This window comes from Pseudomonas sp. MWU13-2517 (assembly GCF_023242545.1).
In the GTDB taxonomy this organism is placed as follows: domain Bacteria; phylum Pseudomonadota; class Gammaproteobacteria; order Pseudomonadales; family Pseudomonadaceae; genus Aquipseudomonas.
Genome location: NZ_JALMFA010000006.1, coordinates 165,859 through 191,316 on the forward strand (window position 1 = coordinate 165,859; position 25,458 = coordinate 191,316).

Sequence of the window (25,458 nt, forward strand, 5' to 3'; positions counted from 1 at the left end):
CACATTAGCGTTTTTTACGCTGTATTCACGTCATCTTTTATATCAAATACGCGTGTAAGATAAGCCGCACTTTGCCAGGGATGCTCACCATGTTCGACTCGTTGAAAGCGATCAGCCGCCGTATTAGCGGTGCCTTATTGACCGTGGTGGGGGCCGTTTTCGGTCAATGGCATCCGCCGCTCTGGCTACGCAGCATCGGCCATGGCCTGGCCAACCTGGGCCGCAAGGCGCGCGCTTATCCTCGCCAGGCCGGCGCAGGGGTGTTGGGCCTGGCCCTGTTGGCCGGTGCCGGTTTTTATGGCTGGCAGTGGTATTCGCACCTGCCCAAACCCCATACCGTAGGTTATTCGCTGCACAAACCGAACCTGACCGATTACACCCAACCTCAACCGGTTGTGGATAACTTGCAGGTGCGCTTCGCCGAGTCCGTGGCTCCGCTGGCCGCGATGGGCAAACCGGTCACCGCTGGCATCACCCTCAAACCAAACATCGCCGGTACCTGGCGCTGGTCCGATGACCACACATTGCTGTTCGTGCCGGAAAAAGACTGGCCCATCGACGCGCATTACACCGTCGATATGAGCAAGAAAAACCTGCTGGCCGACGGTGTGCTGCTCGATCAATACAGCACGCAGTTCTCCACCCAACCGTTCCGCGCCACCCTGGCGCAAAACGAGCTGTATCAGGATCCGTCCAACCCGACATTGAAACAGCTGGTGGCGACCTTTCACTTTTCCCACCCGGTGGATGAAGACAACCTGCGCAAGCGTGTATCGATAACCCTCGGCAAAGGCTTGGCCTACCGCGACGCGCAGTTACCCAACCGCCCGGAAATCACCTTCGACGAAAAGAAGCTCAACGCCTACGTACGCTCCGCTGCCTTGGCTACCCCGCTGGAAAGCACGCCGGTCAGCGCCAAGCTCGACGAGGGCATCAAAGCCCGCGACGGCGGCAACGCCAGCACCGCGCCCCTGGTGTCGGAAGTCACCGTACCCGGTCGTTACCGCCTGACATTTACCGGCGCCGAAGTGAGTTTCGTCGACAACGAACGCGGCGAGCCCGAACCGGTATTGATGTTCAGCAGTTCCAGCGCCGTGGCCGATGAGACCATCGCCGGTAAGGTCCAGGCTTGGCTGCTGCCGGCAAAAGCCCAGGACGATACGCGCCCCTACTCCGCCAACGATATCGACGACGCCCTGCTGGCCCGCAGCACCAAGGTCAACCTGACCCATGTGCCCAGCGTCGAACCTCTGAACACGCTGCACGCCTTTAAATTCAAGGCCCCGGCCGGTCGCGCACTGTATGTGCGCGTTCCCGCCAACCTGGAAGCCATCGGCGGCTATCTGGCGAAAAATCCTACGGCATCGCTGATCAGCATGCCGGCGTACCCTCGCACGTTGCAGTTCCTGTCCGATGGCGCACTGCTCAGCCTCAACGGTGAAAAACGCCTGGGGTTCATGGCCCGTGGCGTACCCGGCGCCCATGTGGAAATTGCCCGCCTGCTGCCCAACCAGTTGCAACACCTGGTGGACCAGAGCAGTGGCAGCTTCGCCCGGCCGAATTTCAGCAACGAGTATTTTGATCGCATGGTCGAGCGCCAGTCGCTGGATATCCCGCTGTCATCCAGTGACCCGGCCAAAACCGTCTACGACAATGTCGACCTCAGCCACTACCTCACCGCCAATGGCGGCCGGCGCGGCATTTTCGTGCTCAAACTCAGCCCGCAGGATGATCCGGCCACGCGCACGTTCGAGTACGACCGCAGCAGTACCAGCGACCTGCGTTTCATCGTGGTGACGGACCTGGGCATCATCGCCAAACGCTCCAGCGATGGGAGCCATGATGTGTATGTGCAATCCATTGGCAATGGTTCACCAGGGGCCGATGTACAAGTCGACATCATGGGCCGCAACGGCCTGCCGGTCGCCAGCGGTCATACCGACAGTGAAGGCCACGCGCATTTCGCCAAGCTCGATGAACTGCGTCGTGAGAAAACGCCGCTGATGTATGTGGTCACTCGCGGCAACGATCAGTCGTTCCTGCCGATTGCCCGTCAGTCCCAGCAGCTGGATTTGTCGCGCTTCGATGTAGGCGGCTTGGAAGAGGACGGCGCGATTGATCGCCTCAGCGCCTACCTGTTCACTGACCGCGGCCTATATCGCCCGGGCGAAACCGCGCACCTGGGCATGATTGTACGTAGTGGCAATTGGAAAGGAGCCCTGCAGGGCGTGCCGGTGGAACTGCAAATCACCGATCCGCGCGGCCTGGAAGTGATTCGCCAGCCGCTGAAGCTGTCCGCCAGCGGCTTTGAGAGCTTTGATTTCCCCAGCAGTGAAGTCGCCCCCGCCGGGGAATACACGGCGACCTTGCAGTTGATTGGCCAGAAGCAGACACGCACCGACCTGGGCAGCGTGAGCTTCAAGGTCCGCGACTTCGAGCCCGACCGCATGAAGGTCAGCCTGAGCCTGCACGACACCCCCGTGCAAGGCTGGATTCCACCGGACCAGGTGGTGGCCAAAGTCACCGCCATGCACCTGTTCGGCGCCCCGGCAGCCGGCAGGCGCGTCACCGGAAAAATGTCCCTGAGCCCGACGCTCGCGGCGTTTGACCGTTACCCCGACTACCGCTTCCGCCTCAACAACGGCCTGGAAGAAGCCAGCACCGAAGACCTCGCCGAAACCACCGTCGACGACAACGGCCAGGCCGTGCTCGACCTCAACCTGCAACGTTTCGCCAACAGCACGTATCGTTTGCAAGTGATGACCCAGGTGTTCGAGGCCGAAGGTGGCCGTAACGTGGCTGCGCAAAGCGCCTTGCTGGTGTCGCCCGCACCTTACCTCGTCGGTGTGAAAAGCCAGGACTCCCTGTCGTACGTCGCCAAGGACACCCCGCGTGAAGTGCAATGGCTGGCCGTGGCGCCAGACCTGACGCCGCTGGCGGTAGACGGCCTGACCACGGAAGTGGTCGAGCACCGCTATGTGTCGGTGCTGGTGAAACAGTCCAACGGCACCTACAAGTACGAGTCGCGCATCAAGAACATCAGCCAGCCGGCCTCGCCGCTGGCGATGACTGCGCAAGGTGCCATGCAGACCCTGAACACCGGCACGCCGGGGGATTTCACCCTGCAACTGAAAGACGCCAATGGCAACCTGCTCAACCAGATCGACTACAGCGTGGCCGGGCGTGGCAACACTTCGCGCTCCCTGGAACGCAACGCCGAACTGCAACTGCGCCTGGACAAGCGCAGCTACGCCACGGGTGATGAAATCGCCATCAGCCTTCGCGCGCCGTACACCGGTGCCGGTTTGATTACCATCGAGCGCGACAAGGTCTACACCCAGCAGTGGTTCAAGGCCGACAGCACCAACAGCGTGCAACATATCCGCGTGCCGGAAGGGCTTGAGGGCAATGCCTACGTCAACGTGCAGTTTGTGCGCGACATGGGTTCGGCTGAGGTGTACATGAGCCCGCTGTCCTACGGTGTGGTGCCGTTCAGCATCAACCTGGATGCGCGACGCATGGCGCTGAAAGTTGAAGGCCAGGAGAAGATCGAGCCGGGGCAGACCCTGGACATCAAGGTCACCGCCGACCGCCCAGGTCGTGCGGTGGTGTACGCAGTGGACGAGGGCATCCTGCAAGTCGCGCGCTATCAGGCGCCGGACCCGTTGGGCTTCTTCTTCCAGAAGCGTGCGTTGGAGGTCGGTACCAGTCAGATTCTTGACCTGATCCTGCCTGAATTCAGCCGACTGCTCAGCGGGGCGGCGCCCGGTGGTGATACCGACGGCGCACTGGCCAACCACCTGAACCCGTTCAAGCGCAAACATCAGCCACCCGTGGCGTGGTGGTCCGGCCTGGTGGATCTGCCGGCCGGTGAAACCGTGCTGCATTACCAGGTGCCGGACAGCTTCAACGGCAAACTGCATATGTTCGCCGTGGCGGTGGACAGCGACAGCGTCGGTGTCAGCGAGGCCAATACCGAAGTACGTGGCCCGATTGTGATCACGCCGAACGTGCCCGCCTTTGTGGCGCCGGGGGATGTGTTCAACGTCAGCGCCGGGGTGTTCAGCAACCTCGATGCGGCGGCGGATGTGAAGTTTGAAGTGCAGACCAGCGACGGCCTGGCTGTGCAGGGCGATAAAGGCAGCACCATGTCACTGCAACCGCGCAAGGAAGGCACCGCCGAGTTCAAGATCAAGGTCGGCGAAACCCTGGGCTCCGCAGACCTGCGCTTTGTCGCCGTGCTGCCCAATGGCAAACGCATCCAAGTTGCCGAGACCACGTCGATCCGTCCACTGAGCGAGCACCGCGTCGCCCTGAGCCTGGGCCGTTTCGACAGCGCCAGCAAAGAGCTCAAGCCGACTCGCGAGTTGTTCAGCCAACTGCGCGACGTGCAACTGGGCGTAGCGGCATCGCCCCTGGTGTGGGCCAACGGGCTTAAGCATTACCTGGACGACTACGGCTACGCCTGCACCGAGCAATTGGTGTCCAAGGCCATGCCGGCGTTGATCTGGGGCGGCACCGCACCCGAGGCCGAGCAGGCCTTCAGCGGCGCGGTACGTATGCTGCGCCAGCGCCAGAATTCGGCCGGCGGCTTCGGTTTGTGGGCCGCCAATCCGGACGTGGCGCCGTACGCCAGCCTGTACGCCACCGACTTCCTGATCGAAGCCAGGGAGCGCGGGCTGCCCGTTCCGGAAGATCTGCTGGTGCGCTCCAATGCGTACCTGACCGACCTGGCCAATGGTCCTAGCGAAGGTCTGTCGGAATTGCGCAACCGGGCCTATGCCAGTTACCTGCTGAGCCGTCAGGGGATTCTGGTGAGCGGTGCCCTGAGCGACATCCGCGAGCGCTACGAGAGTTACTTCAAGGACAGCTGGCAGAACGACCTGGGCGCGGCATACCTGGCCGCCAGCTACAAGTTGCTCAAGCAGGATCGCCAGGCCGATACGCTGTTCCGCAAAATCCCATGGCGCTCGCTTGTGGATAAGTGGGACAGCGACGGCCTGTATTACGACCCGCTGGTGCACGATGCCGAACACCTGCACCTGCTGGCGCGGCATTTCCCCGAGTTTCTGGACGATGTGCCGACAACCTTGCTGGATAAGCTCGGCAAACGCCTCAACGAGCAGCGCTACAACTCACTGTCGGCGGCACTCTTGCTGCGCGCGCTGGATAACTATGGCCAGCGTGCTCAGAGCGACATGACCCTCAAGGCCACTGCCTGGTTGGGCGACAAGCAGCAGCAACTGCTGGAGATGGCCGGCCAGCCGCCACGCGCCGCCGTGCCGCGCACCACGCAAAAACTGGTAATGGAAAAAACCGACGGCCCCGCCGCGTTCTACATGCTCAGCGAGGCCGGTTTCGACAAGGGTGCCAAGCTCAAGCCGATCAACAATGGCCTGGAAATCATCCACGAATACCTCGACCTCAAGGGTGAGCCGGTGAGCAAGGTCGCCGTGGGCGATGAGTTCCTGGTGCGCCTGCGCCTGCGCGCCACCGACCGTGATCAGGTGCAACAAGTGGCCGTGGTCGACCTGCTGCCAGGTGGCGTCGAGCCTGTGTATAACTTGCCGCCGGAACCTGAGCCCGCCAGCACCGCGCAAAGTGAAAGCGACGATTCCGAGTACGTGGAAACTGCAGACGGTGACGAAGAGGCGGATGCCTGGCAAGCGCCGATCGGCGAAACCGAGTTGAGCAACTGGCAGCCCGACTACGTGGACGTGCGGGATGATCGAGTGGTGCTGTACGGCACTGCGCTGCGCGATGTAGGCACCTTCGTCTACCGTGTACGTGCCACCAACGCTGGCACCTTCAACACGCCGCCGGCTTATGCCGAAGGCATGTACGAAACCACCCTGCAAGGGCGAGGCAAAGTAGGCCAGCTTGAAATTACCAAGCCTTAAACGCCTGACGCCGCTGCTGGCAACGGCGGCGTTCTTAGTGGGAGGGCTGGTGGGGCTGCGGTTGTGGCCCCACGCCTCGCTTGAGCAAGCGGTTACGTCGTCGCGGGTGGTAGTGGCCGACGACGGCTCGCTGCTGCGCATGACCCTGGCGGATGACGGGCAATATCGCCTCTGGCTGCCGCTGGAGCGTATGTCACCGTCACTGGTCGAAGCCTTGCTGCTCAAGGAGGACCGCAACTTCTACTGGCACCCGGGGATCAATCCCCCGGCGTTGCTGCGCGCGGCCATGGCCACCTACAGTGGTGGCCAGCGCCAGGGCGGTTCGACCTTGAGCATGCAACTGGCGCGACGCCTGTGGGATCTGAACACTCGCCAAGTGCCCGGCAAATTGCAGCAGATGGCCTTGGCCGTGTGGCTCGAAGCGCGTTACAGCAAGCACGATATCCTTGAGGCCTACCTGAACCTGGCGCCCATGGGCGGCAATATTGAAGGAGCCGAGGCGGCCAGCCGTATCTACTTCGGTAAGTCGGCGGCGCAGTTGTCGTTGTCCGAGGCCTTGGCGTTGGCGGTAATCCCGCAACAACCGGGGCGGCGCGCCCGTTTCGGGCCATCATTGCAAAACGCGCGGCTGCGGTTGATGGCCGACTGGCGCGAGACTTATCCACAAGACCCCCGCAACGACAGCTTGCTGGATCTGCCTCTGGAAGCACGCAACCGCCAGCAGATCCCGTTTCTGGCGCCGCACTTGAGTGAACAGCTGCTGGCGTCCCAAACCGGCAACGAGTTGAACACCACCCTCAGCCTGCCCCTTCAGCAATTACTGGAACGCCTGATCACAGGCTTTATCGCGGAGCGACGCGGCAACGGTGTGGAAAACGCCACGGCCATCCTGATCGACAGCCGCGACCAGAGCGTCAAGGCATTGGTGGGCTCGGCGGATTACTTATCCACAAGCATCCATGGTCAGGTCAACGGCGTGTTGTCACGACGTTCGCCGGGGTCGACGCTCAAACCGTTTCTGTATGGACTGGCGCTGGATCAAGGGGTGATTCATCCCATGAGCATCCTCAAGGACCTGCCCAGTAACTTCGGTTACTTCCAGCCAGAAAATTTCGACGGCAGTTTCGTCGGCCCACTGACGGCTCGGGATGCATTGATCCGCAGCCGTAATATCCCGGCCGTATGGCTGGCCAGCCAGCTCAAATCGCCCACGCTGTACGGTTTACTGCAACGTGCCGGGGTCAAGGGCCTGCGCAACGAGAGCCACTACGGCCTGGCCCTGGCCCTCGGCGGCGGCGAAATGACGCCCGAAGAGCTGGCGCGGCTGTATGTGATGCTCGCGGGTGACGGGCATCTGCGGCCGTTACGCTATTTGCAGGAGCAACCGCAAACCGTCGGTGCACAACTGCTGACGCCTCAGGCGGCGTTTATGGTGCGCGACATGCTGCGCCATAACCCGCGTCCAGACGGATTGCCCGGCCGCCACTGGCGCACGGCGTGGAAAACCGGCACTTCCTGGGGTTTCCATGATGCCTGGAGTGCCGGCCTGGTCGGCCCCTACGTGCTGGTGGTGTGGGTGGGCAACTTCGACGGTCGGCCGAACCCGGCATTTGTCGGCGCCAAGACGGCTGCGCCGCTGTTCTTCCGCATTGCCGATGCCCTGCCGCTGGCCTTGCCCAACGTGGTGATCAAAGCCGACAAACCGCCCGCCGGACTGGTGCGCATCGATGTGTGTGCGGCCTCCGGTGAACTGCCCAACCGCTGGTGCCCGCAAACCCGCAAGACCTGGTACATCCCCGGCGTGTCCCCGATTCGCGTCTCCAACCTGCACCGTCCGGTGCTGATCGACACCCGCACCGGCAAAGCCGCGTGCCCGCCGTTCGATCCGCAATACACCCGTGAAGAAGTCTTCGAATTCTGGCCCAGCGACGTGCAGCGTCTATACCGCGCCGCTGGCCTGCCACGGCGTACGCCGCCCAATGTGATGAAAAACTGCCAGCCCAACCGCATCGGTGATTCAAGCGAAGCGCCGCAGATCCGCTCGCCGCTGACCCAAGTGAGTTATCAACTGCGCCTGTCCCAACCGCAGGAAAGCATCCCGCTGAATGCCAACGCGGCCAGCGATGCGGTGACGTTGTACTGGTTTGCCAACCAGACGTTGATTGGCCAGGGCTCACCGCAGACCACATTGAACTGGCGGCCGGGCAAGTCGGGGGAGTATCGGTTGCGGGTCAGTGATGATCAGGGGCGCAGTGCCAGCCGTGGATTGAAGGTGGAGTTTGTGCCGTGATCGGGCGCCTCTGTTGGCTGGCTCCGTAAAACCGCCGGTGAGGCTGCGCAAACAGAGAGCGTTTTAAACGTCCGCCCGATCACTCTCTCAAATGGCTGGCGCCTGTTACAAGGCCCCTCCCTGGCTCTACATCTGCCTGCCGTCACGCGCCGCAATTGCAACCGTGGTCGGTGATTCAGCCAATGGCACGAAGCGCCGTGTAGCGCCATCAAGCGCATCGATGCACCCCGCCTCGATGTCGTAGACCCAGCCGTGCAGATTCATGCGCCCCTGTTCGAGCGCCAGGGCAACCGAGGGATGCGTTCGCAGGTTGGCCAGCTGCGCGATCACGTTTTCGCGCACGAGACCATCGAGCTTCGCGCGGGGTGTGTCGAACTCATGCGCTGCGTTAATCGCTTTCGCGGCGTCCGAGTGCCGCAACCAGTTAGCGACCGCAGGAAGGTGGTCCAGGCAGGTGCAGCGTGAGATCGCGCCCATTGCGCCGCAGTCCGAGTGGCCGCAGATCACGATGTCTTGTACGCCGAGCACTGCGACTGCATATTCCACCGTGGCTGAAACGCCGCCGGGTTCAGGACCATACGAGGGCACGATATTACCGGCGTTGCGAATCACGAATAGTTCGCCCGGTTCGCGCTGTGTAAGGAGTTCCGGTACTACACGACTGTCCGAGCAAGTAACGAATAAAGCCTTCGGATTTTGTGCTGTCGCCAGCTGCTTGAAAAGCTCGACACGTTGCGGATACACCTCGCGCTGAAACCGCAGAAAACCGTCAATGATGTCACGCATAAAGTCCTCCAAACCCGAATACCGGATACTGGCGCGGGCACTCGATATGCCATCGCGCCGTTGTGGTCGTGATTATTGCAGACGTCGCGCCTATTGGCTGTAGTCGTTCGGCGATGGACGTCGAGCCGTGCACGGCGCCGCAGATTTGCGAAACATCGAGGCGGTCGACATTTATCGTTCGCATGGCCCGGTGATCGCAGATCCAGCCAGCCCGTGGGCGGACATTGGGCAACTCTTTGACAATAACGTTTCTGTAACTGACGAACGGTTAACTTGTGACTATATTCACATGTAGTCACAAGTTGTCATCAATCGTCGGGATGCGTAAGCTGCTCCCATGAATCAGCCAACACCACCTTCGCCCAGCACTCGCGGCCCAGCCGATCATGATATTCGCGACCAGATTGTCGCGGCGGCCAACGAGCATTTCAGCCAATACGGTTACGCCAAGACCACGGTGTCCGACCTGGCCAAGGCCATCGGCTTCTCCAAGGCGTACATCTACAAATTCTTCGATTCCAAACAGGCAATTGGCGAGGCCATTTGCTCCGGCTGTCTTGCGAAGATCGTCGAGGCCGTCGAGGAAGCCATAAACGAGGAGGGAATCTCTTCGACAGAGCGTTTTCGCCGTCTGGTCAAAACCCTGATCACCACGGGAATCGACCTGTTCTTCAATGACCGCAAACTCTACGACATTGCCGCATTCTCCGCGTCGGAACGCTGGCCCAGCTCCCAGGTGTATGACGCGCGAATCAAACAGTTCGTGGTGCAGGTAGTGCGTGAAGGGCGCGAAAGTGGTGAGTTCGAGCGCAAGACACCCCTGGATGAAACCGTCGAGGCGATACACCTGACCCTTCGGCCTTTCGTCAATCCTCTGTTGCTGCAATACAGCCTCGATCACGTCGAGGTCGCACCTACGCTTACAGCCAACCTCATCCTGCGTAGCCTGATGCCCTGAGGGAACGGCTGCTGGTCGCAGCCCTCCCCGTTCAAACGACTTCTTTTGCAATCGGTTTGTATCTAAGTGGCTAGACTAATTTGTCCTGATTGTGACTAATTAAACAAACAGTCACTTGATTAAATATGACATGGCGCTGTTTTTGAGTGATCACTAAGATCACGCTCACCAACGGAATGCTCAGCGTGGCAGGGGCCGGCGGACAACGCTGTACTCGTCACTGGAACTCAGCGCCCATGACATTCGCCATCAGACGTTGGTGAAGCCAGCGTGGCGTGGCCCAGGTCAGCACCGTGAGCACTTTGTTGCCGAAGCCGGGTACGACACTCATGCGTCCGGCTTGCAGCGCTCGGATACCTGCGCGAACCACGGGTTGAGGTTGCATCATCACCATTCTCAGCGCGGGCGTGAGTTTCTGGTTGGCGCTTTGGGCAAATCCCGTGTCGGACATACCCGGGCACAGTGCAGTCACGACGACGCCATGGCCCTTGAGCTCCTGGTGCAGCGCCTCGGAGAAGCGCAGCACGTAGGCTTTGGCCGCTGAATAGACCGCGAAATTCTTCACGCCCTGGTAGGACAGCAGGCTGGCGACCTGCAGTATGTGACCGCGGCGGCGAATGCGCATGTCCGCGGCGAATAGGCGAGTCATGATGGTCAGGCTGGCGATGTCCAGGTTGATCATTGACAGGGACTGGTCAATGGCATGGTCCAGGAACGGGCCCTGCAATCCATGCCCGGCATTGTTGATAAGCACATCGACCGCAATCCCTTGCTGAACCAAGCGCTTGTGCAACTGGGTCACCGCCGGAATCGAAGACAGGTCGACTTGCTCGATCACCACCTCGATACCGAAACGCCCGCGCAGTTCTTTCGACAGCGCTTCGAGCCTGTCGAGCCGACGTGCGACCAGAACGAGGGATTTTCCCTGCGCGGCGTATTGCCGGGCAAACTCCTCGCCAAACCCGCTCGAGGCGCCGGTAATGAGCACCCAGGAATTCTGGTTCGTTTTCATGTAGCCGGACTCCGGTTGTAATGACTGAAAACAACAGCGACTGTGCGTGCCCCAGTGCGAGCGGGCTGGTGTTTATGCCGGATCATCGATTCGCCACGGACTGTGGCTGGGGCGCTTGCCAACCGCCGCCGAGCGCCCGGAATGCCGCGACCGCAGCCCGGGCCGATTCGGTGCGTGCTTGTGCACGGGCGTCGGAAGCCTGGAGCAGCATTTCGTCGGCATTGAGGACGTCTATCAGGCTGGCGGCGCCTTTCTGGTAGGCGATGAATGACGACTGGCGAGCCTCGGTCAGTGACGCTTCGCCCGCGGTCAGCGTAGTGGCCTGGGCTTCTCGGTTCACCAGGGCGGAGAGCGCGTTCTCGACATCTTCGGTGGCGCGCAACGCCGACTGGCGATAGGCGGCCAGGGCCTCGGCTTCCTGCCCCTTGGCCTGATCGATCTGCGCGTTGATGCGCCCAAAATCAAACAACCTCCAGCGCAGACCCAGCGCGCCCGATGCCTGGCTGGCGCCGCCGGAGAACAAATGCCCGGCGGACACGGATGTGGCGCTACCCAGCAAGGCGCTCAGGGAAAATTTAGGGTAGTACTCTGCGACTGCCTCACCAATGCGGGCACTGGAGGCCGCGAGACGGCGCTCAGCGACGATCAAGTCAGGTCTGCGGCGCAACAGGTCGGCCGGCGTTCCCATCTCCGTGATTTGTGGGGCCAGTGGAATGCTGCCAGCCTCGGCCAGTTGCTGGCGATGGGTGCCTGGCGGTGTTCCGAGCATCACGTCGAGGGCATTCATGGCGGCATCCAGTCCGGTCTGCAGCACCGGCACCGTTGCCTGCACCTGGGCGAGAGCACCCTCGGTCTGGCGGACCTGATAGCTGGCGGCGAGGCCTTTGCTGTACAGCAGCCGGACTTTCTCCAAGAGGTCCTGCTGAGTCTTGACCTGGCGATTGGCGATATCCAGCCGGGCCTGCAAGCCACGCAGCGTGAGGTAAATATCGGCAGTCTGCGCCGCGACGGCGAGCCTTGTTGCCACAGCACCAGCCTCGGAGGCCTGGTACTCGGCCAATGCGGCTTCTCGTCCGCGCCGCAGGCCGCCAAAGATATCCAGCTCCCAGCTAGCACCGAGGTCCAGTTCGTAGGCGTTTCCATAACGGTCAAACCCAGGGTTTGAATTGAGCACCTGACCCAGCGGCGTCTCGATGGACTGATAGGCGCGTGCAGCCTGGCCACTGATGTTTCCCGAAGGCAGCAAGGCGGCATTGGCTGCGCCCAGGCCTGCACGCGCCTGGGCGACTCGTGCCGACGCCTGCACCAGGTCGAGGTTCTGCTCCAGAGACCGGGTGACGAAGTCGGTCAGTACCGGGTCGCCAAACCCCACCCACCAAGCAGTAAGGCTGGCTTGCGATGCGCCCGTCCTGTGTTCGACAGAGGACTGGCCCATAAAACGTTGCGAAAGCGCAGCGTCGGGGCGCTGGTAGTCCGGACCGACCGCGCAGCTGGCCAACAAACTGGCGCTTACTAAAAACGCTAGGGGGCGAAGCGGTGGCATTGAGGTGCCCTCAGATGAATGCTTGTGACCATATTATATTATGGTCACACCCTGTCAATTGGTTAAGTAAACAGCCGAACGTCTCTAAAGCTGCCTGTTTACAGACAGCTGATCACAAAGCAGGTGGGTTAAAAGCAATAAGCCAACTTGTGACGATTGACAGTATTGGTCACAAGCATAAGAATAAACTCCCGTCCTCTGCTCAATAAAGGGAACCTATGCTCCGGCTCCGACCTGTCACCCTTGCCGCTTGCCTGTTGCCTCTCGTCCTTACGGCGTGTGGCGACTCATCCACCGCCGTCGATCCGCGCACACTGGCCCCTTTGGTAAGGGTCGCGCAGGTACAGGATTCGTCCACTGGCGGGCGCTCTTTCACCGGGGTCGTGGCGGCCAGGGTCCAGAGTGACCTGGGTTTTCGCGTGTCGGGCAAGGTGTTGGAGCGCCTGGTGGACGCCGGCCAGACCGTTAAAAAGGGCCAGCCGCTGATGCGCCTGGACCCGATAGATCTCGGATTGCAGGCACGTGCCCAGCAGGAAGCCGTCACGGCCGCCCGCGCCCGCGCCAAACAGACCGCAGATGATGAGGCGCGGTACCGTGAGTTGGTGGCCGCCGGGGCGATTTCGGCGTCGGGCTACGATCAGATCAAAGCCGCAGCCGATACCGCCAAGGCGCAACTCAGCGCCGCTGAGGCGCAAGCCGATGTGGCCCGCAATGCGTCCGGCTATGCCGTGCTGCTCGCAGACGCCGACGGCGTAGTAATGGAAACGCTTGCCGAGCCGGGCCAAGTCGTCAGCCCTGGGCAGCCGGTCGTCCGACTGGCGCGAGCCGGGCAGCGCGAAGCCGTCGTGCAACTGCCCGAAACCCTGCGCCCAGCTGCAGGGTCCAGCGCGCAGGCAACGCTTTATGGCAATGCCGCCGGGGCTGTCAACGCCAGGCTCAGGCTGCTTTCGGACTCTGCTGACCGCGTGACTCGTACCTTTGAAGCACGCTATGTCCTCGAGGGGGCAGTGGCCAACGCACCGCTGGGCTCGACCGTTACACTGCGTATCGCCGAAGGCGCGGTCCAAGGGCAGGTGATGCAAGTGCCGATCGCGGCGCTTTACGACCCGGGCAATGGTCCCGGCGTGTGGGTCATTGACGGCGAACCGGCAAAAGTCAGCTGGCGCCCCGTCCACGTGCTGGGCTTGAGTGACGACGCCGCGCGAGTGGCAGGCCAACTCAACGTCGGTGAGCGCATTGTCGGCCTGGGTGCACATCTGCTGCGCGAAGGCGAGCCGGTCAGGCTGCTTGAACAGGGTGATGTGAAGGTCGCCGGGAGTCGCCAATGAGCCTCAACCTGTCGGCACTCGCTGTGCGCGAGCGCTCCATCACGGTGTTTTTGATCTTCCTGATCGCGGTCGCCGGGACCCTGGCATTTTTCAAGCTGGGGCGCGCAGAGGATCCGCCGTTCACGGTCAAGCAATTGACCGTCATCACCGCATGGCCGGGCGCGACGGCGCAGGAGATGCAGGATCAGGTCGCCGAACCGCTGGAAAAGCGCCTGCAAGAATTGAAATGGTATGACCGCTCGGAAACCTACACCCGACCCGGGCTGGCCTTCACCATGGTCTCGCTGCAGGACCGCACGCCGCCTTCACAGGTGCAGGAAGAGTTCTACCAAGCGCGCAAGAAGCTCGACGACGAAGCCACCAAGCTGCCGGCGGGGGTGATCGGGCCATTGGTCAATGACGAGTACTCGGACGTGACGTTCGCGCTTTTCGCCCTCAAGGCCAAGGGCGAGCCGCAGCGGCGGCTGGTGCGTGATGCCGAGGCATTGCGCCAGCGGCTATTGCACGTAGCGGGCGTGAAGAAGGTCAACATCATCGGCGAGCAGGCCGAGCGTATTTTCATTTCCTTCTCCCACGACCGGCTGGCGACCCTGGGTGTTTCGCCACAGGACATCTTCGCCGCGCTGAACAGCCAGAACGTCCTCACACCTGCCGGTTCCATCGAAACCAAAGGACCGCAGGTTTTCCTGCGGGTGGACGGCGCCTTCGACAAACTGGAGAAAATCCGCGATACACCGCTGGCGATCCAAGGGCGCACCTTGAAGCTTTCGGACGTGGCGACGGTTGAGCGCGGTTATGAAGACCCGGCGACTTTCCTGGTGCGCAACAATGGCGAAGAAGCGCTGTTGCTGGGCGTGATCATGAGCGAAGGCTGGAACGGCCTGGATTTGGGCAAGGCGCTTGATGCAGAGACCAGCAAGATCAATGCAGGCATGCCACTGGGCATGACGTTGACCAAGGTGACGGATCAGGCGGTGAACATCAACTCGGCGGTCGACGAGTTCATGATCAAGTTCTTCGTCGCCTTGCTCGTAGTGATGGTGGTTTGCTTTATCAGCATGGGCTGGCACGTGGGGATCGTCGTCGCGGCGGCTGTCCCCTTGACCCTGGCCATCGTGTTCGTGGTGATGGCGGCCACCGGCAAGAATTTTGACCGGATCACCCTGGGCTCGCTGATCCTGGCCCTCGGGCTGCTGGTGGACGACGCCATCATCGCGATCGAAATGATGGTGGTGAAGATGGAGGAAGGTTACGACCGGATCAAGGCTTCTGCCTACGCCTGGAGTCACACGGCTGCACCGATGTTGTCCGGTACGCTGGTGACGGCAATTGGCTTCATGCCCAACGGCTTCGCCCAGTCCACTGCCGGCGAGTACACCAGCAACATGTTCTGGATCGTCGGCATTGCCCTGATCGCCTCCTGGGTGGTCGCGGTGGCGTTCACCCCCTACCTGGGGGTGAAGATGCTGCCGGACATCAAGAAGGTCGAGGGCGGCCATGCGGCAATCTATGATACGCCGCGTTACAACCGCTTCCGTCGGATCCTGACGCGAGTGATCGCGCGCAAGTGGCTCGTGGCCGGCACGGTCATCACGTTATTTGTCGTGGCGATCCTGGGCATGGGCCTGGTGAAGAAGCAGTTCTTCCCCACCTCAGACCGCCCCGAAGTGATGATCGAAGTGCAGATGCCCTACGGCACCTCCATCGAACAGACCAACGCCACCACCGCGAAGGTCGAGGCCTGGCTGCAAAAACAGGCGGAAAGCAAAATCGTCACGGCCTACATCGGCCAGGGTGCGCCACGCTTCTTCCTGGCGATCGCCCCTGAATTGCCGGATCCGTCGTTCGCCAAGATTGTGGTACTGACAGATAGCCAGGAATCACGGGAAACCCTCAAGCTCCGACTGCGCGAAGCGGTTGCCGAAGGGCTCGCCCCAGAGGCACGGGTCAGGGCAACGCAAATTGTCTTCGGTCCGTATTCGCCATTCCCGGTGGCCTACCGCGTGATGGGGCCTGACGCGTCGAAACTGCGGGAGATCGCAAGTCGCGTTCAGGACGTGATGCAAGCCAGCCCGATGATGAGGACCGTCAACACCGATTGGGGCCCGCTGACGCCGACGCTGCATTTCAACCTGGATCAGGATCGCTTGCAGGCGGTCGGCCTGACGTCCAGCGCAGTCGCCCAGCAGCTGCAATTCCTGCTGGCCGGGGTGCCGATAACGGCCGTTCGCGAAGACATCCGTTTGGTGCAGGTAGTGGGACGCGCCGCCGGGGATATCCGCCTTGATCCGGCCCGGATCGAAGGCTTTACCCTGGTGGGCGCTGCGGGGCAGCGGATTCCGTTGTCCCAGGTCGGCGAAGTGGACGTACGCATGGAGGATCCGATCCTGCGCCGCCGTGACCGTACCCCGACCATTACCGTGCGCGGCGACATTGCCGAAGGCCTGCAACCACCGGATGTGTCGACTGCCATTATCAAGCAGTTGCAACCGATCATCGACACGCTGCCCGATGGCTATCGGATCGAGCAGGCAGGGGCCATCGAGGAGTCCGGCAAGGCCGGCCAGGCCATCGTGCCGCTGGTACCCATCATGATTGCCCTGACGCTGCTGATCATCATCGTCCAGGTGCGATCGATCTCGGCCATGATCATGGTGTTTTTGACCGCGCCACTGGGGTTGATTGGCGTGGTGCCGACGCTGCTGATTTTCCATCAGCCGTTTGGCATCAATGCCTTGGTCGGCTTGATCGCGTTGTCGGGGATCCTGATGCGTAACACGCTGATCCTGATCGGGCAGATTCACCAAAATGCCCAGGAAGGCCTGGACCCGTTCCACTCGGTCATCGAAGCCACGGTGCAAAGAGCCCGGCCGGTGCTGCTGACGGCGATGGCGGCGATCCTGGCGTTTATCCCGCTGACCCATTCCGTCTTCTGGGGGACGCTGGCCTACACCCTGATCGGCGGCACATTCGTCGGCACCATCATGACCCTGGTGTTCCTGCCGGCAATGTATTCCATCTGGTTCAAGATCCATGCGGCCAAGCCCGTTCAAACTGAAACAGTAAAGCTGGCATAAGCGATTGATCACTTGCCGTTGCAGCGGGCATCTACGCAAATGAAGAGGTTTTATGAGTACTCCAACAGGTAAAACGCGCATCGTAGTCACCGGCGTGGGTATCGTCGGCCCCTTGGGCTGTGGCGTCGAGGAGGTCTGGCGTCGGCTGCTGGACGGGCGTTCCGGCATTCGCAACCTGCCCGGCGAGTTCACTGAAGGTACGGGTGTTGCGGTAGGCGGCCAGGTACCGAACCTGGAAGAGGATGCTATTGCCGGCTACGACCCGGAGCGTTTTATCGCGCCCAAGGATCGCAAGAAGATGGATCGCTTCATCGAATTCGCCCTGGTGGCCGCCCATGAGGCCCTGGAGCAGGCTGGCTGGCATCCGTCTGAAACCGCAGACCAGGAGCGGACCGCCACGATCATTTCATCGGGAGTCGGCGGTTTTGGCGCCATTGCCGACGCCATACGCACTACCGACTCGCGCGGACCACGTCGCTTGTCGCCGTTCTCGGCTCCAGCGTTTCTCGCCAATATGGCGGCGGGGCATGTTTCCATCCGCCATGGCCTTAAAGGCCCGCTCGGCGCGCCGGTCACCGCTTGCGCCGCCGGCGTGCAGGCCATCGGCGATGCGGCGCGAATGATCAGGAGCGGCGAGGCGGACATTGCCGTTTGCGGTGGCACCGAGGCCGCAATCGATCGCGTGACCCTGGGCTGCTTCGCAGCGGCCAGAGCGCTTTCCACCGGTTTTGCCGAACGCCCTCAGGAAGCTTCGCGCCCCTTTGATCGTGATCGCGATGGCTTCGTCATGGCCGAAGGCGCGGGGTTGCTGGTGATCGAGTCGCTGGAGCACGCACTGTCGCGGGGAGCCAAGCCTTTGGCGGAACTGGTCGGCTATGGCACCAGCGCCGATGCCTATCACCTGACAGCCGGACCCGAAGACGGCAACGGCGCCCGGCGCGCCATGGAACAGGCGCTGCGCCAGGCCGGAGTCAGCCCGGCCGAAGTGCAACACATCAACGCCCATGCGACCTCCACCCCGGTGGGTGACAGCGGGGAGTTGGCGGCGATTCGCGCAGTGTTCGGGCGTGATGCCGGCGTGGCAATCACTTCGACCAAGTCCGCTACCGGACACTTGCTGGGCGCAGCCGGCGGCGTCGAAGCCATCTTCACGGTGCTGGCCCTGCGTGATCAGGTCGTGCCACCTACCTTGAACCTGCTTCATCCGGATGAGGGGTCTGAGGGGCTGGATCTGGTCGGGCTGAAGGCCCGCAAGATGCCAATAACCCATGCGCTGTCGAATGGGTTCGGGTTTGGTGGGGTCAATGCCAGTGTGCTGTTCCGGCGTTGGGAACAATGACCTGAACAGTTGATGCGATTCCCTGAATCCAGGGCTGTAGGCGAAGCTGCCGGCATGCAATACGCGGCCTGATGAGCCAGGTTGGTGTAGCAGGAGCTGGTTCGACTGATCTCACCGGCTCCCGCGACAGGGTTAATTCTCTGAACCAACCCTCATTCTCGTGCAGCCAATTACTCCACAGTCACCGACTTCGCCAGGTTGCGCGGCTGGTCAACGTCGGTGCCTTTGAGCACGGCCACGTAGTACGACAGCAACTGCAGCGGGATGGTGTAGAGGATCGGCGACAGGGTGTCGTGGATGTGCGGCATGTTGATGACATGCGTGCCTTCACCGTTGGTCATGCCGGCTTTCTCGTCGGCGAACACGATCAACTGGCCACCCCGGGCGCGTACTTCCTGCAGGTTGGATTTGAGCTTCTCCAGCAGTTCGTTGTTCGGCGCCACGGTAACGACTGGCATGTCGTCATCCACCAAGGCCAATGGGCCGTGCTTCAGCTCACCGGCCGGGTAGGCTTCGGCGTGGATATAGGAGATTTCCTTGAGCTTCAGCGAGCCCTCCATCGCCACTGGGTACTGCGCGCCACGACCGAGGAACAGCGTGTGGTTCTTGTCGGCGAACAGCTCGGCGACTTTTTCCACGGTGGCATCCATCGCCAGGGCTTCGCCCAGACGGGTTGGCAGGCGGCGCAGCTCTTCAACCAGGGTCGCTTCAACGCCGTCGGCGAGGGTGCCGCGCACTTGGCCCAGGGACAAGGTCAGCAGCAGCAGGGCGACCAACTGGGTGGTGAAGGCTTTAGTGGATGCGACGCCGATTTCACGCCCGGCCTGAGTCAGCAGGGTCAGGTCGGATTCGCGCACCAGGGAGCTGATGCTGACGTTGCAGATCGCCAGGCTTCCGAGGAACCCCAGCTCCTTGGCATTACGCAGGGCGGCCAACGTGTCAGCGGTTTCGCCGGACTGGGAGATGGTCACGAACAGGGTGTCGGGTTGCACCACCACCTTGCGGTAGCGGAATTCACTGGCCACTTCGACCTGGCACGGGATGCCGGCCAGTTCTTCCAGCCAGTAGCGGGCAACCATGCCGGCGTGGTAACTGGTGCCACAGGCAACGATCTGCACATTGCGCACTTTGGCGAACAGCTCGGTGGCCTGCGGGCCGAATGCATTGACCAATACCTGGTTCTGGCTCAGGCGACCTTCCAGGGTGCGTTGCACCACGGACGGTTGCTCGTGGATTTCCTTGAGCATGAAGTGGCGGAATTCGCCCTTGTCAGCCGCTTCGGCGCCATCGCGATATTGCACGGCTTCGCGCTCGACAGATTGACCGTCGATATCCCAGATCTGCACGCTTTCACGGCGAATGTCGGCGATATCGCCTTCTTCCAGGTACATGAAGCGATCGGTGACCTGGCGCAGTGCCAGTTGGTCGGAAGCCAGGAAGTTCTCACCCAAGCCCAGGCCGATCACCAGTGGGCTGCCACTACGGGCGGCAACCACACGGTCAGGCTGGCTGGCGCTGATGACGGCCAGGCCATAGGCACCGTGCAGTTCCTTGACCGTGGCCTTGAGGGCAGTGGTCAGGTCGCTGTGGTCCTTGAGTTTGTGGTTCAGCAAGTGGGCGATGACTTCGGTGTCGGTGTCCGATGTGAACACGTAACCCAGACCCTTGAGCTGTTCGCGCAGCACTTCGTGGTTCTCGATGATGCCGTTGTGCACAACGGCCAGGTCACCGGAGAAATGCGGGTGAGCGTTGCGTTCACACGGCGCACCGTGAGTTGCCCACCGGGTGTGCGCAATGCCCAGGCGGCCCACCAGCGGCTCGCCGGCCAACGCCTGGTCCAGCTCGCTGACCTTGCCGGGGCGACGCATGCGCTCCAGCTTGCCGGCGTTGGTGAAAACCGCCACACCGGCACTGTCATAGCCGCGGTATTCGAGGCGCTTGAGGCCTTCGATCAGGATGGCGGTAACGTTACGTTCAGCGACTGCGCCAACAATTCCACACATGGTGTTTCTCCTAGATGACTGCCGCGCATATCAGCGTAATGCCGCGGGCTTGGATCTGGTCGCGGGCCTCAGGCGGCAGGCGATCATCGGTAATAAGGGTATGGACACTGCTCCAGGGCAGTTCCAGGTTGGGAATCTTGCGGCCGATCTTGTCGGATTCGACCATTACCACTACTTCACGGGCGACCTCGGCCATAACGCGGCTCAGGCCCAATAATTCGTTGAAGGTCGTGGTGCCACGTTCCAGGTCGATGCCGTCGGCACCGATGAACAATTGGTCAAAGTCGTAGGAACGCAGCACTTGCTCGGCGACCTGGCCCTGGAACGAATCTGAATGTGGGTCCCAGGTACCACCGGTCATCAACAGCACCGGCTCATGTTCCAGCTCGCTCAAGGCACGTGCGACATTGAGGGAGTTGGTCATGACCACCAGGCCGGGTTGATGGCCCAGCTCGGGAATCATCGCGGCGGTGGTACTGCCGCTGTCGATGATGATGCGTGCGTGTTCACGCAAGCGCATCACGGCCGCCCGGGCGATAGCGCGCTTGTAGGCCGAGACGGGTTGAGCCGCGTCACCGACCAGCTCCTGGGGCATGGTGATTGCGCCCCCATACCGCCGCAGTAACAGGCCGTTACTTTCGAGGGCGGCCAGGTCCTTGCGGATAGTCACTTCCGACGTTTCGAAATGCCTGGCCAACACGTCCACACTGACTTCGCCCTGTTCATTGAGCAAAGTCAGGATGTTGTGGCGTCGTTGAGGGGTATTTCGTTTCGACATGATTGCTTTAAGTTTCGTTTCGAAAGATAACGAAGGCAATCAAAACCTATTGTCGAAAGATCGTCAAGCGTCATTTTCTAAATCAGCATGCAGCGAATATGAAAAAGGGGGCTTGTTCCTGGTGGCGGAGGATCAGTCAACATAGGTGTGGACTGACGCGCCGTCATCGAGAGCAAGCTCCTTCCGCGTGGTGATTAGCTGCACTGCGGTTGTGGGTAACTCAAGTCTTCTTGATTTTGACCGGGCGTTTCCAACCGTCGATGTTGCGTTGGCGCGCACGGGCGACAGCGAGTTGGGACTTATCCACATCCTGGTTAATGGTTGAACCCGCTGCCGTGTTCGAACCATCGCCGATGGAAACGGGGGCAATCAGCGAGTTATTGGAGCCGATAAAAACGTCTTCACCAATGGTTGTCTGGTACTTATTGGCGCCGTCGTAGTTGCAGGTAATAGCACCGGCACCAATGTTGCTGCGGGCACCAATCACCGCGTCACCGAGATAGGCCAGGTGGCCGGCCTTGGCGTCGTCACCCATTTTCGCGTTTTTCAGCTCAACGAAATTGCCAACGTGTGCCCTGGCGCCCATCACGGTCCCCGGACGCAGCCGCGCAAATGGACCCGCGTCACTACCCTCGCCCATCACGGCACCGTCGATATGACTATTGGCCTTGATCACCGCACCTTTGCGCAGCGTGCTGTCTTTGATCACGCAATTAGGGCCAATCACCACGTCGTCCTCGATAATCACGCGGCCTTCCAGGATCACATTGATATCGATCAGCACGTCACGGCCCACGGTGACTTCACCACGCACGTCGAAGCGCGCTGGGTCGCGCAGGGTCACGCCTTGGGCCATCAGCCGGCGAGCTTCGCGCAGTTGGTAATGACGCTCCAGCTCAGCCAGCTGTTTGCGGTCATTGGCGCCCTGCACTTCCATCGGGTCGTGGGGTTGCTCGGTAGCGACCAACAGGCCATCGCTCACGGCCATTTCGATCACGTCGGTAAGGTAGTACTCGCCCTGGGCGTTGTTGTTGGACAGGCGGCCCATCCAGTCGGCCAGCTTATTGGCGGGCACTGCGAGAATGCCGGTGTTGCCTTCGGTGATCGCGCGCTGGGCTTCGCTGGCGTCTTTGTGCTCGACAATGGCCGCAACCTTGCCGTCGGCATCACGCACGATGCGCCCGTAGCCGGTAGGGTCATCCAACTCCACGGTCAGCAGGCCCATCTGGCCAGGCACCACGTGCTTGAGCAGGCGTTGCAGAGTTTCCACTTCGATCAGCGGTACATCGCCATAAAGGATCAACACCGTGTCGGCACTGATGAACGGCACCGCTTGTGCTGTGGCGTGGCCGGTGCCCAGTTGCTTGTCCTGCATGACGAAATTCAGGTCATCCGCGGCAAGACTTTCACGTACCACATCGGCGCCGTGGCCGATCACTACGTGAATTCGCTGTGGATCGAGTTGCCGAGCGCTGTGGATAACATGACCGAGCATGGAGTTGCCCGCGACCGGGTGCAACACCTTGGGCAGGGCCGAACGCATGCGAGTACCCTGGCCTGCGGCGAGAATGACGATTTCAAGAGACATGAATGGCTACCAATCCTGGGCGGTCCGAGTTCAGACCAAAGAAGTGTTTTGCAAAAAAAGAAAAAGGGTAGCCGAGGCTACCCTTTTTAATCAATCGCGCATGAAGCATGACGGCACGGCCGTTTACTTCTTGCGGATCTGCTGGAGCGTGCGCAGCTGAGCTGCAGCCTCGGCCAGACGTACAGCAGCAGCGCTGTAGTCGAAGTCCGCACCCTTTTCATTCAGGGCCTTCTCGGCAGCCTTGACGGCTTCCTGAGCGGAGGCTTCATCCAGGTCGCCAGCACGTTGCACAGTGTCGGCAAGTACCTTGACCATGTTCGGCTGAACCTCGAGGAAACCACCGGAGATGTAGAACACCTCTTTTTCCCCGCCTTGCTTGGTCAGAGTGATCGGACCTGGCTTCAAGCTGGTGATCAACGGCGCGTGACCCATGGCAATACCAAGGTCACCGAGTTCGCCGTGTGCAATCACCATCTCTACCAGACCGGAGAAGATTTCCCCTTCCGCGCTGACGATATCGCAATGGACTGTCATAGCCATCTGATTGCCTCAACCTGATGAGCGCCCGTTTCCGGGCGCCTGGATTACAGTTTCTTGGCTTTCTCGATCGCTTCTTCGATGCCGCCGACCATGTAGAACGCTTGTTCTGGCAGGTGGTCGTAGTCACCGTTGAGGATGCCTTTGAAGCCAGCAATGGTGTCTTTCAGGGAAACGTATTTACCCGAAGCACCGGTGAAGACTTCAGCCACGAAGAACGGCTGCGACAAGAAACGCTGGATCTTACGAGCACGGTTTACCAACTGCTTGTCGGCTTCCGACAGCTCGTCCATACCCAGGATCGCAATGATGTCCTTCAGTTCTTTGTAACGCTGCAGCACGTACTGAACGCCGCGAGCGGTGTCGTAGTGCTCCTGGCCGATCACGTTCGGGTCCAGTTGGCGCGAAGTCGAGTCGAGTGGATCGACCGCTGGGTAGATACCCAGGGAAGCGATGTCACGGGACAGAACGACGGTGGCGTCCAAGTGGGCGAAGGTGGTCGCAGGCGACGGGTCGGTCAAGTCATCCGCAGGTACGTATACCGCTTGGATCGAGGTGATCGAACCTTCTTTGGTCGAAGTGATACGTTCTTGCAGAACGCCCATCTCTTCGGCCAGGGTCGGCTGGTAACCTACTGCCGAAGGCATACGGCCCAGCAGTGCGGATACTTCAGTACCGGCCAAGGTGTAACGGTAGATGTTGTCGACGAACAACAGTACGTCGTTACCTTCGTCACGGAACTTCTCGGCCATGGTCAGGCCGGTCAGTGCTACGCGCAGACGGTTTCCCGGCGGCTCGTTCATCTGACCGTAAACCAGTGCCACTTTGTCCAGAACGTTGGAATCCTTCATCTCGTGGTAGAAGTCGTTACCCTCACGAGTACGCTCACCCACACCTGCGAACACGGAATAACCGCTGTGCTCGATGGCGATGTTACGGATCAGTTCCATCATGTTTACGGTCTTGCCTACACCGGCACCACCGAACAGACCAACTTTACCGCCTTTGGCGAACGGGCAAACCAGGTCGATAACCTTGATGCCGGTTTCCAGCAGATCGTTGCCACCAGCTTGTTCGGCGAACGAAGGTGCCGGACGGTGAATGCCCCAGCGCTCTTCGGTGTCGATTGGGCCAGCTTCGTCGATCGGGTTGCCCAGTACGTCCATGATCCGGCCCAGAGTCGCTTTACCGACCGGTACGGAGATGGCTGCGCCAGAGTCGACAACGTCCAGACCGCGCTTCAAGCCTTCGGTGGAACCCATCGCAATGGTACGAACTACGCCGTCGCCCAGCTGCTGCTGGACTTCCAGAGTAGTGTCCGCGCCTTGTACTTTCAGCGCGTTGTAGATGCTCGGTACGCTGTCGCGTGGAAATTCCACGTCGATAACGGCGCCGATGATTTGAACGATACGTCCGCTACTCATAGCTGGATCCTCTGAATATTTGAACCGTTAAACCGCGGCAGCGCCGCCGACGATTTCCGAGATCTCTTGGGTGATCGCAGCCTGACGCGCCTTGTTGTAGATCAGCTGCAAATCGCTGATCAGATCACCGGCGTTATCGGTAGCGTTTTTCATCGCGATCATCCGCGCCGCTTGTTCAGCTGCGTTGTTCTCGACCACCGCCTGGTACACCTGCGACTCCACGTAGCGCACCATCAAGCCGTCAAGCAGCTCTTTGGCGTCCGGTTCGTAGAGGTAGTCCCAGTGGTGCTTGAGTTCCTGATCCGGGGTCGCCACCAGTGGAATCAATTGCTCCACGGTTGGCTGCTGGGTCATGGTGTTGATGAACTTGTTGGATACCACGGAGAGACGGTCAATCCGGCCTTCCAGGTACGCATCCAGCATCACCTTCACACTGCCGATCAAATCATTGATCGACGGCTCTTCACCCAGGTGGCTGATAGCTGCAACGACGTTACCGCCGAAGTTGCGGAAAAAGGCCGCACCCTTGCTACCAACAACACACAGATCGATCTCGACGCCTTTTTCGCGGTTTACCGCCATGTCCTTGACCAGGGCCTTGAACAGGTTGGTATTCAGACCACCACACAAACCACGGTCACTGCTCACAACCACATAACCCACACGCTTGACTTCGCGGTCGATCATGAATGGGTGGCGGTATTCCGGGTTGGCGTTGGCCAGATGCCCAATTACCTGGCGGATACGCTCCGCATAAGGACGGCTAGCAGCCATGCGCATTTGTGCCTTGCGCATTTTGCTGACCGCCACTTTTTCCATGGCGCTGGTAATCTTTTGCGTGCTTTTGATGCTCGCAATCTTACTGCGAATCTCTTTTGCGCCTGCCATGTAACAC

General features: G+C 60.9%; 15 protein-coding genes. 6 read left to right on the forward strand and 9 right to left on the reverse strand.

The features are described from left to right. Positions 1–89 precede the first annotated feature (89 nt). Positions 90–5,900, forward strand: a complete 5,811-nt coding sequence (locus M5B97_RS10775) for an MG2 domain-containing protein (RefSeq protein ID WP_248731459.1) — start codon at positions 90–92, stop codon at positions 5,898–5,900. Beyond that, positions 5,881–8,190 carry a penicillin-binding protein 1C gene (pbpC, locus tag M5B97_RS10780; RefSeq protein ID WP_248731460.1) on the forward strand — a complete coding sequence of 770 codons (2,310 nt, stop codon included), beginning with the start codon at positions 5,881–5,883 and terminating at the stop codon, positions 8,188–8,190. The genes M5B97_RS10775 and pbpC overlap by 20 nt, the downstream gene beginning before the upstream one ends. 126 nt (positions 8,191–8,316) lie before the next feature. On the opposite strand, the gene M5B97_RS10785 is transcribed toward pbpC, so the two are convergent. Beyond that, entirely contained in the window at positions 8,317–8,976 is a 660-nt protein-coding gene (locus M5B97_RS10785) for a carbonic anhydrase (RefSeq protein WP_123716651.1), read from the reverse strand. A gap of 337 nt (positions 8,977–9,313) precedes the next feature. On the opposite strand from M5B97_RS10785, the gene M5B97_RS10790 reads away from it, so the two are divergent. Further along, positions 9,314–9,934, forward strand: a complete 621-nt coding sequence (locus tag M5B97_RS10790) for a TetR/AcrR family transcriptional regulator (RefSeq protein ID WP_123716652.1) — start codon at positions 9,314–9,316, stop codon at positions 9,932–9,934. A 217-nt stretch (positions 9,935–10,151) separates the two neighbouring features. Here M5B97_RS10790 and M5B97_RS10795 read toward each other — a convergent pair whose 3' ends face one another. Beyond that, positions 10,152–10,946, reverse strand: coding sequence for an SDR family oxidoreductase (locus M5B97_RS10795; protein WP_248731461.1), 795 nt, complete (start codon positions 10,944–10,946; stop codon positions 10,152–10,154). A gap of 82 nt (positions 10,947–11,028) precedes the next feature. Continuing rightward, a complete protein-coding gene (locus tag M5B97_RS10800) occupies positions 11,029–12,489 on the reverse strand; it encodes an efflux transporter outer membrane subunit (RefSeq protein WP_248731462.1) in 1,461 nt (486 codons plus the stop codon). A 218-nt stretch (positions 12,490–12,707) separates the two neighbouring features. Here M5B97_RS10800 and M5B97_RS10805 point away from each other — a divergent pair, with 218 nt between their 5' ends. The 3 genes from M5B97_RS10805 to fabF are packed head-to-tail and all read left to right on the forward strand — an operon-like array spanning position 12,708 to position 18,233. Then, positions 12,708–13,817, forward strand: a complete 1,110-nt coding sequence (locus M5B97_RS10805; RefSeq protein ID WP_123716655.1) for an efflux RND transporter periplasmic adaptor subunit — start codon at positions 12,708–12,710, stop codon at positions 13,815–13,817. Continuing rightward, positions 13,814–16,894: an efflux RND transporter permease subunit gene (locus M5B97_RS10810; protein WP_248731463.1), complete on the forward strand. Its 3,081-nt coding sequence runs from the start codon at positions 13,814–13,816 to the stop codon at positions 16,892–16,894. The genes M5B97_RS10805 and M5B97_RS10810 overlap by 4 nt, the downstream gene beginning before the upstream one ends. Before the next feature lie 52 nt (positions 16,895–16,946). Then, positions 16,947–18,233: a beta-ketoacyl-ACP synthase II gene (fabF, locus tag M5B97_RS10815; protein WP_248731464.1), complete on the forward strand. Its 1,287-nt coding sequence runs from the start codon at positions 16,947–16,949 to the stop codon at positions 18,231–18,233. A 170-nt stretch (positions 18,234–18,403) separates the two neighbouring features. Here fabF and glmS read toward each other — a convergent pair whose 3' ends face one another. The 6 genes from glmS to atpG all read right to left on the reverse strand — a co-directional run bounded on the left by glmS (position 18,404) and on the right by atpG (position 25,451). Beyond that, entirely contained in the window at positions 18,404–20,236 is a 1,833-nt protein-coding gene (gene glmS / locus M5B97_RS10820) for a glutamine--fructose-6-phosphate transaminase (isomerizing) (RefSeq protein WP_134661120.1), read from the reverse strand. Between the two features lie 10 nt (positions 20,237–20,246). Further along, positions 20,247–21,017, reverse strand: coding sequence for a DeoR family transcriptional regulator (locus M5B97_RS10825; RefSeq protein WP_177421594.1), 771 nt, complete (start codon positions 21,015–21,017; stop codon positions 20,247–20,249). A 217-nt stretch (positions 21,018–21,234) separates the two neighbouring features. Beyond that, complete coding sequence (gene glmU / locus M5B97_RS10830; RefSeq protein ID WP_248731465.1) at positions 21,235–22,602, reverse strand: bifunctional UDP-N-acetylglucosamine diphosphorylase/glucosamine-1-phosphate N-acetyltransferase GlmU; 1,368 nt, start codon at positions 22,600–22,602, stop codon at positions 21,235–21,237. Positions 22,603–22,725: 123 nt separating this feature from the next. Further along, a complete protein-coding gene (locus tag M5B97_RS10835) occupies positions 22,726–23,142 on the reverse strand; it encodes a F0F1 ATP synthase subunit epsilon (RefSeq protein WP_003177061.1) in 417 nt (138 codons plus the stop codon). Positions 23,143–23,186: 44 nt separating this feature from the next. Continuing rightward, positions 23,187–24,563, reverse strand: coding sequence for a F0F1 ATP synthase subunit beta (gene atpD, locus M5B97_RS10840; protein ID WP_010207684.1), 1,377 nt, complete (start codon positions 24,561–24,563; stop codon positions 23,187–23,189). Between the two features lie 27 nt (positions 24,564–24,590). After that, positions 24,591–25,451 (reverse strand): F0F1 ATP synthase subunit gamma, encoded by an 861-nt coding sequence (gene atpG / locus M5B97_RS10845; RefSeq protein ID WP_010207685.1) that lies wholly within the window; start codon positions 25,449–25,451, stop codon positions 24,591–24,593. Positions 25,452–25,458: the final 7 nt, after the last annotated feature.

What these genes read in the sequence shown, in the direction of transcription:
- M5B97_RS10775 (WP_248731459.1), top strand. Translation starts at nt 90, where the DNA reads ATGTTCGACTCGTTGAAAGCGATCAGCCGCCGTATTAGCGGTGCCTTA.
- M5B97_RS10785 (WP_123716651.1), bottom strand. Translation starts at nt 8,976, where the DNA reads ATGCGTGACATCATTGACGGTTTTCTGCGGTTTCAGCGCGAGGTGTAT.
- M5B97_RS10790 (WP_123716652.1), top strand. Translation starts at nt 9,314, where the DNA reads ATGAATCAGCCAACACCACCTTCGCCCAGCACTCGCGGCCCAGCCGAT.
- M5B97_RS10795 (WP_248731461.1), bottom strand. Translation starts at nt 10,946, where the DNA reads ATGAAAACGAACCAGAATTCCTGGGTGCTCATTACCGGCGCCTCGAGC.
- M5B97_RS10800 (WP_248731462.1), bottom strand. Translation starts at nt 12,489, where the DNA reads ATGCCACCGCTTCGCCCCCTAGCGTTTTTAGTAAGCGCCAGTTTGTTG.
- M5B97_RS10805 (WP_123716655.1), top strand. Translation starts at nt 12,708, where the DNA reads ATGCTCCGGCTCCGACCTGTCACCCTTGCCGCTTGCCTGTTGCCTCTC.
- M5B97_RS10810 (WP_248731463.1), top strand. Translation starts at nt 13,814, where the DNA reads ATGAGCCTCAACCTGTCGGCACTCGCTGTGCGCGAGCGCTCCATCACG.
- fabF (WP_248731464.1), top strand. Translation starts at nt 16,947, where the DNA reads ATGAGTACTCCAACAGGTAAAACGCGCATCGTAGTCACCGGCGTGGGT.
- glmS (WP_134661120.1), bottom strand. Translation starts at nt 20,236, where the DNA reads ATGTGTGGAATTGTTGGCGCAGTCGCTGAACGTAACGTTACCGCCATC.
- glmU (WP_248731465.1), bottom strand. Translation starts at nt 22,602, where the DNA reads ATGTCTCTTGAAATCGTCATTCTCGCCGCAGGCCAGGGTACTCGCATG.
- M5B97_RS10835 (WP_003177061.1), bottom strand. Translation starts at nt 23,142, where the DNA reads ATGGCTATGACAGTCCATTGCGATATCGTCAGCGCGGAAGGGGAAATC.
- atpD (WP_010207684.1), bottom strand. Translation starts at nt 24,563, where the DNA reads ATGAGTAGCGGACGTATCGTTCAAATCATCGGCGCCGTTATCGACGTG.
- atpG (WP_010207685.1), bottom strand. Translation starts at nt 25,451, where the DNA reads ATGGCAGGCGCAAAAGAGATTCGCAGTAAGATTGCGAGCATCAAAAGC.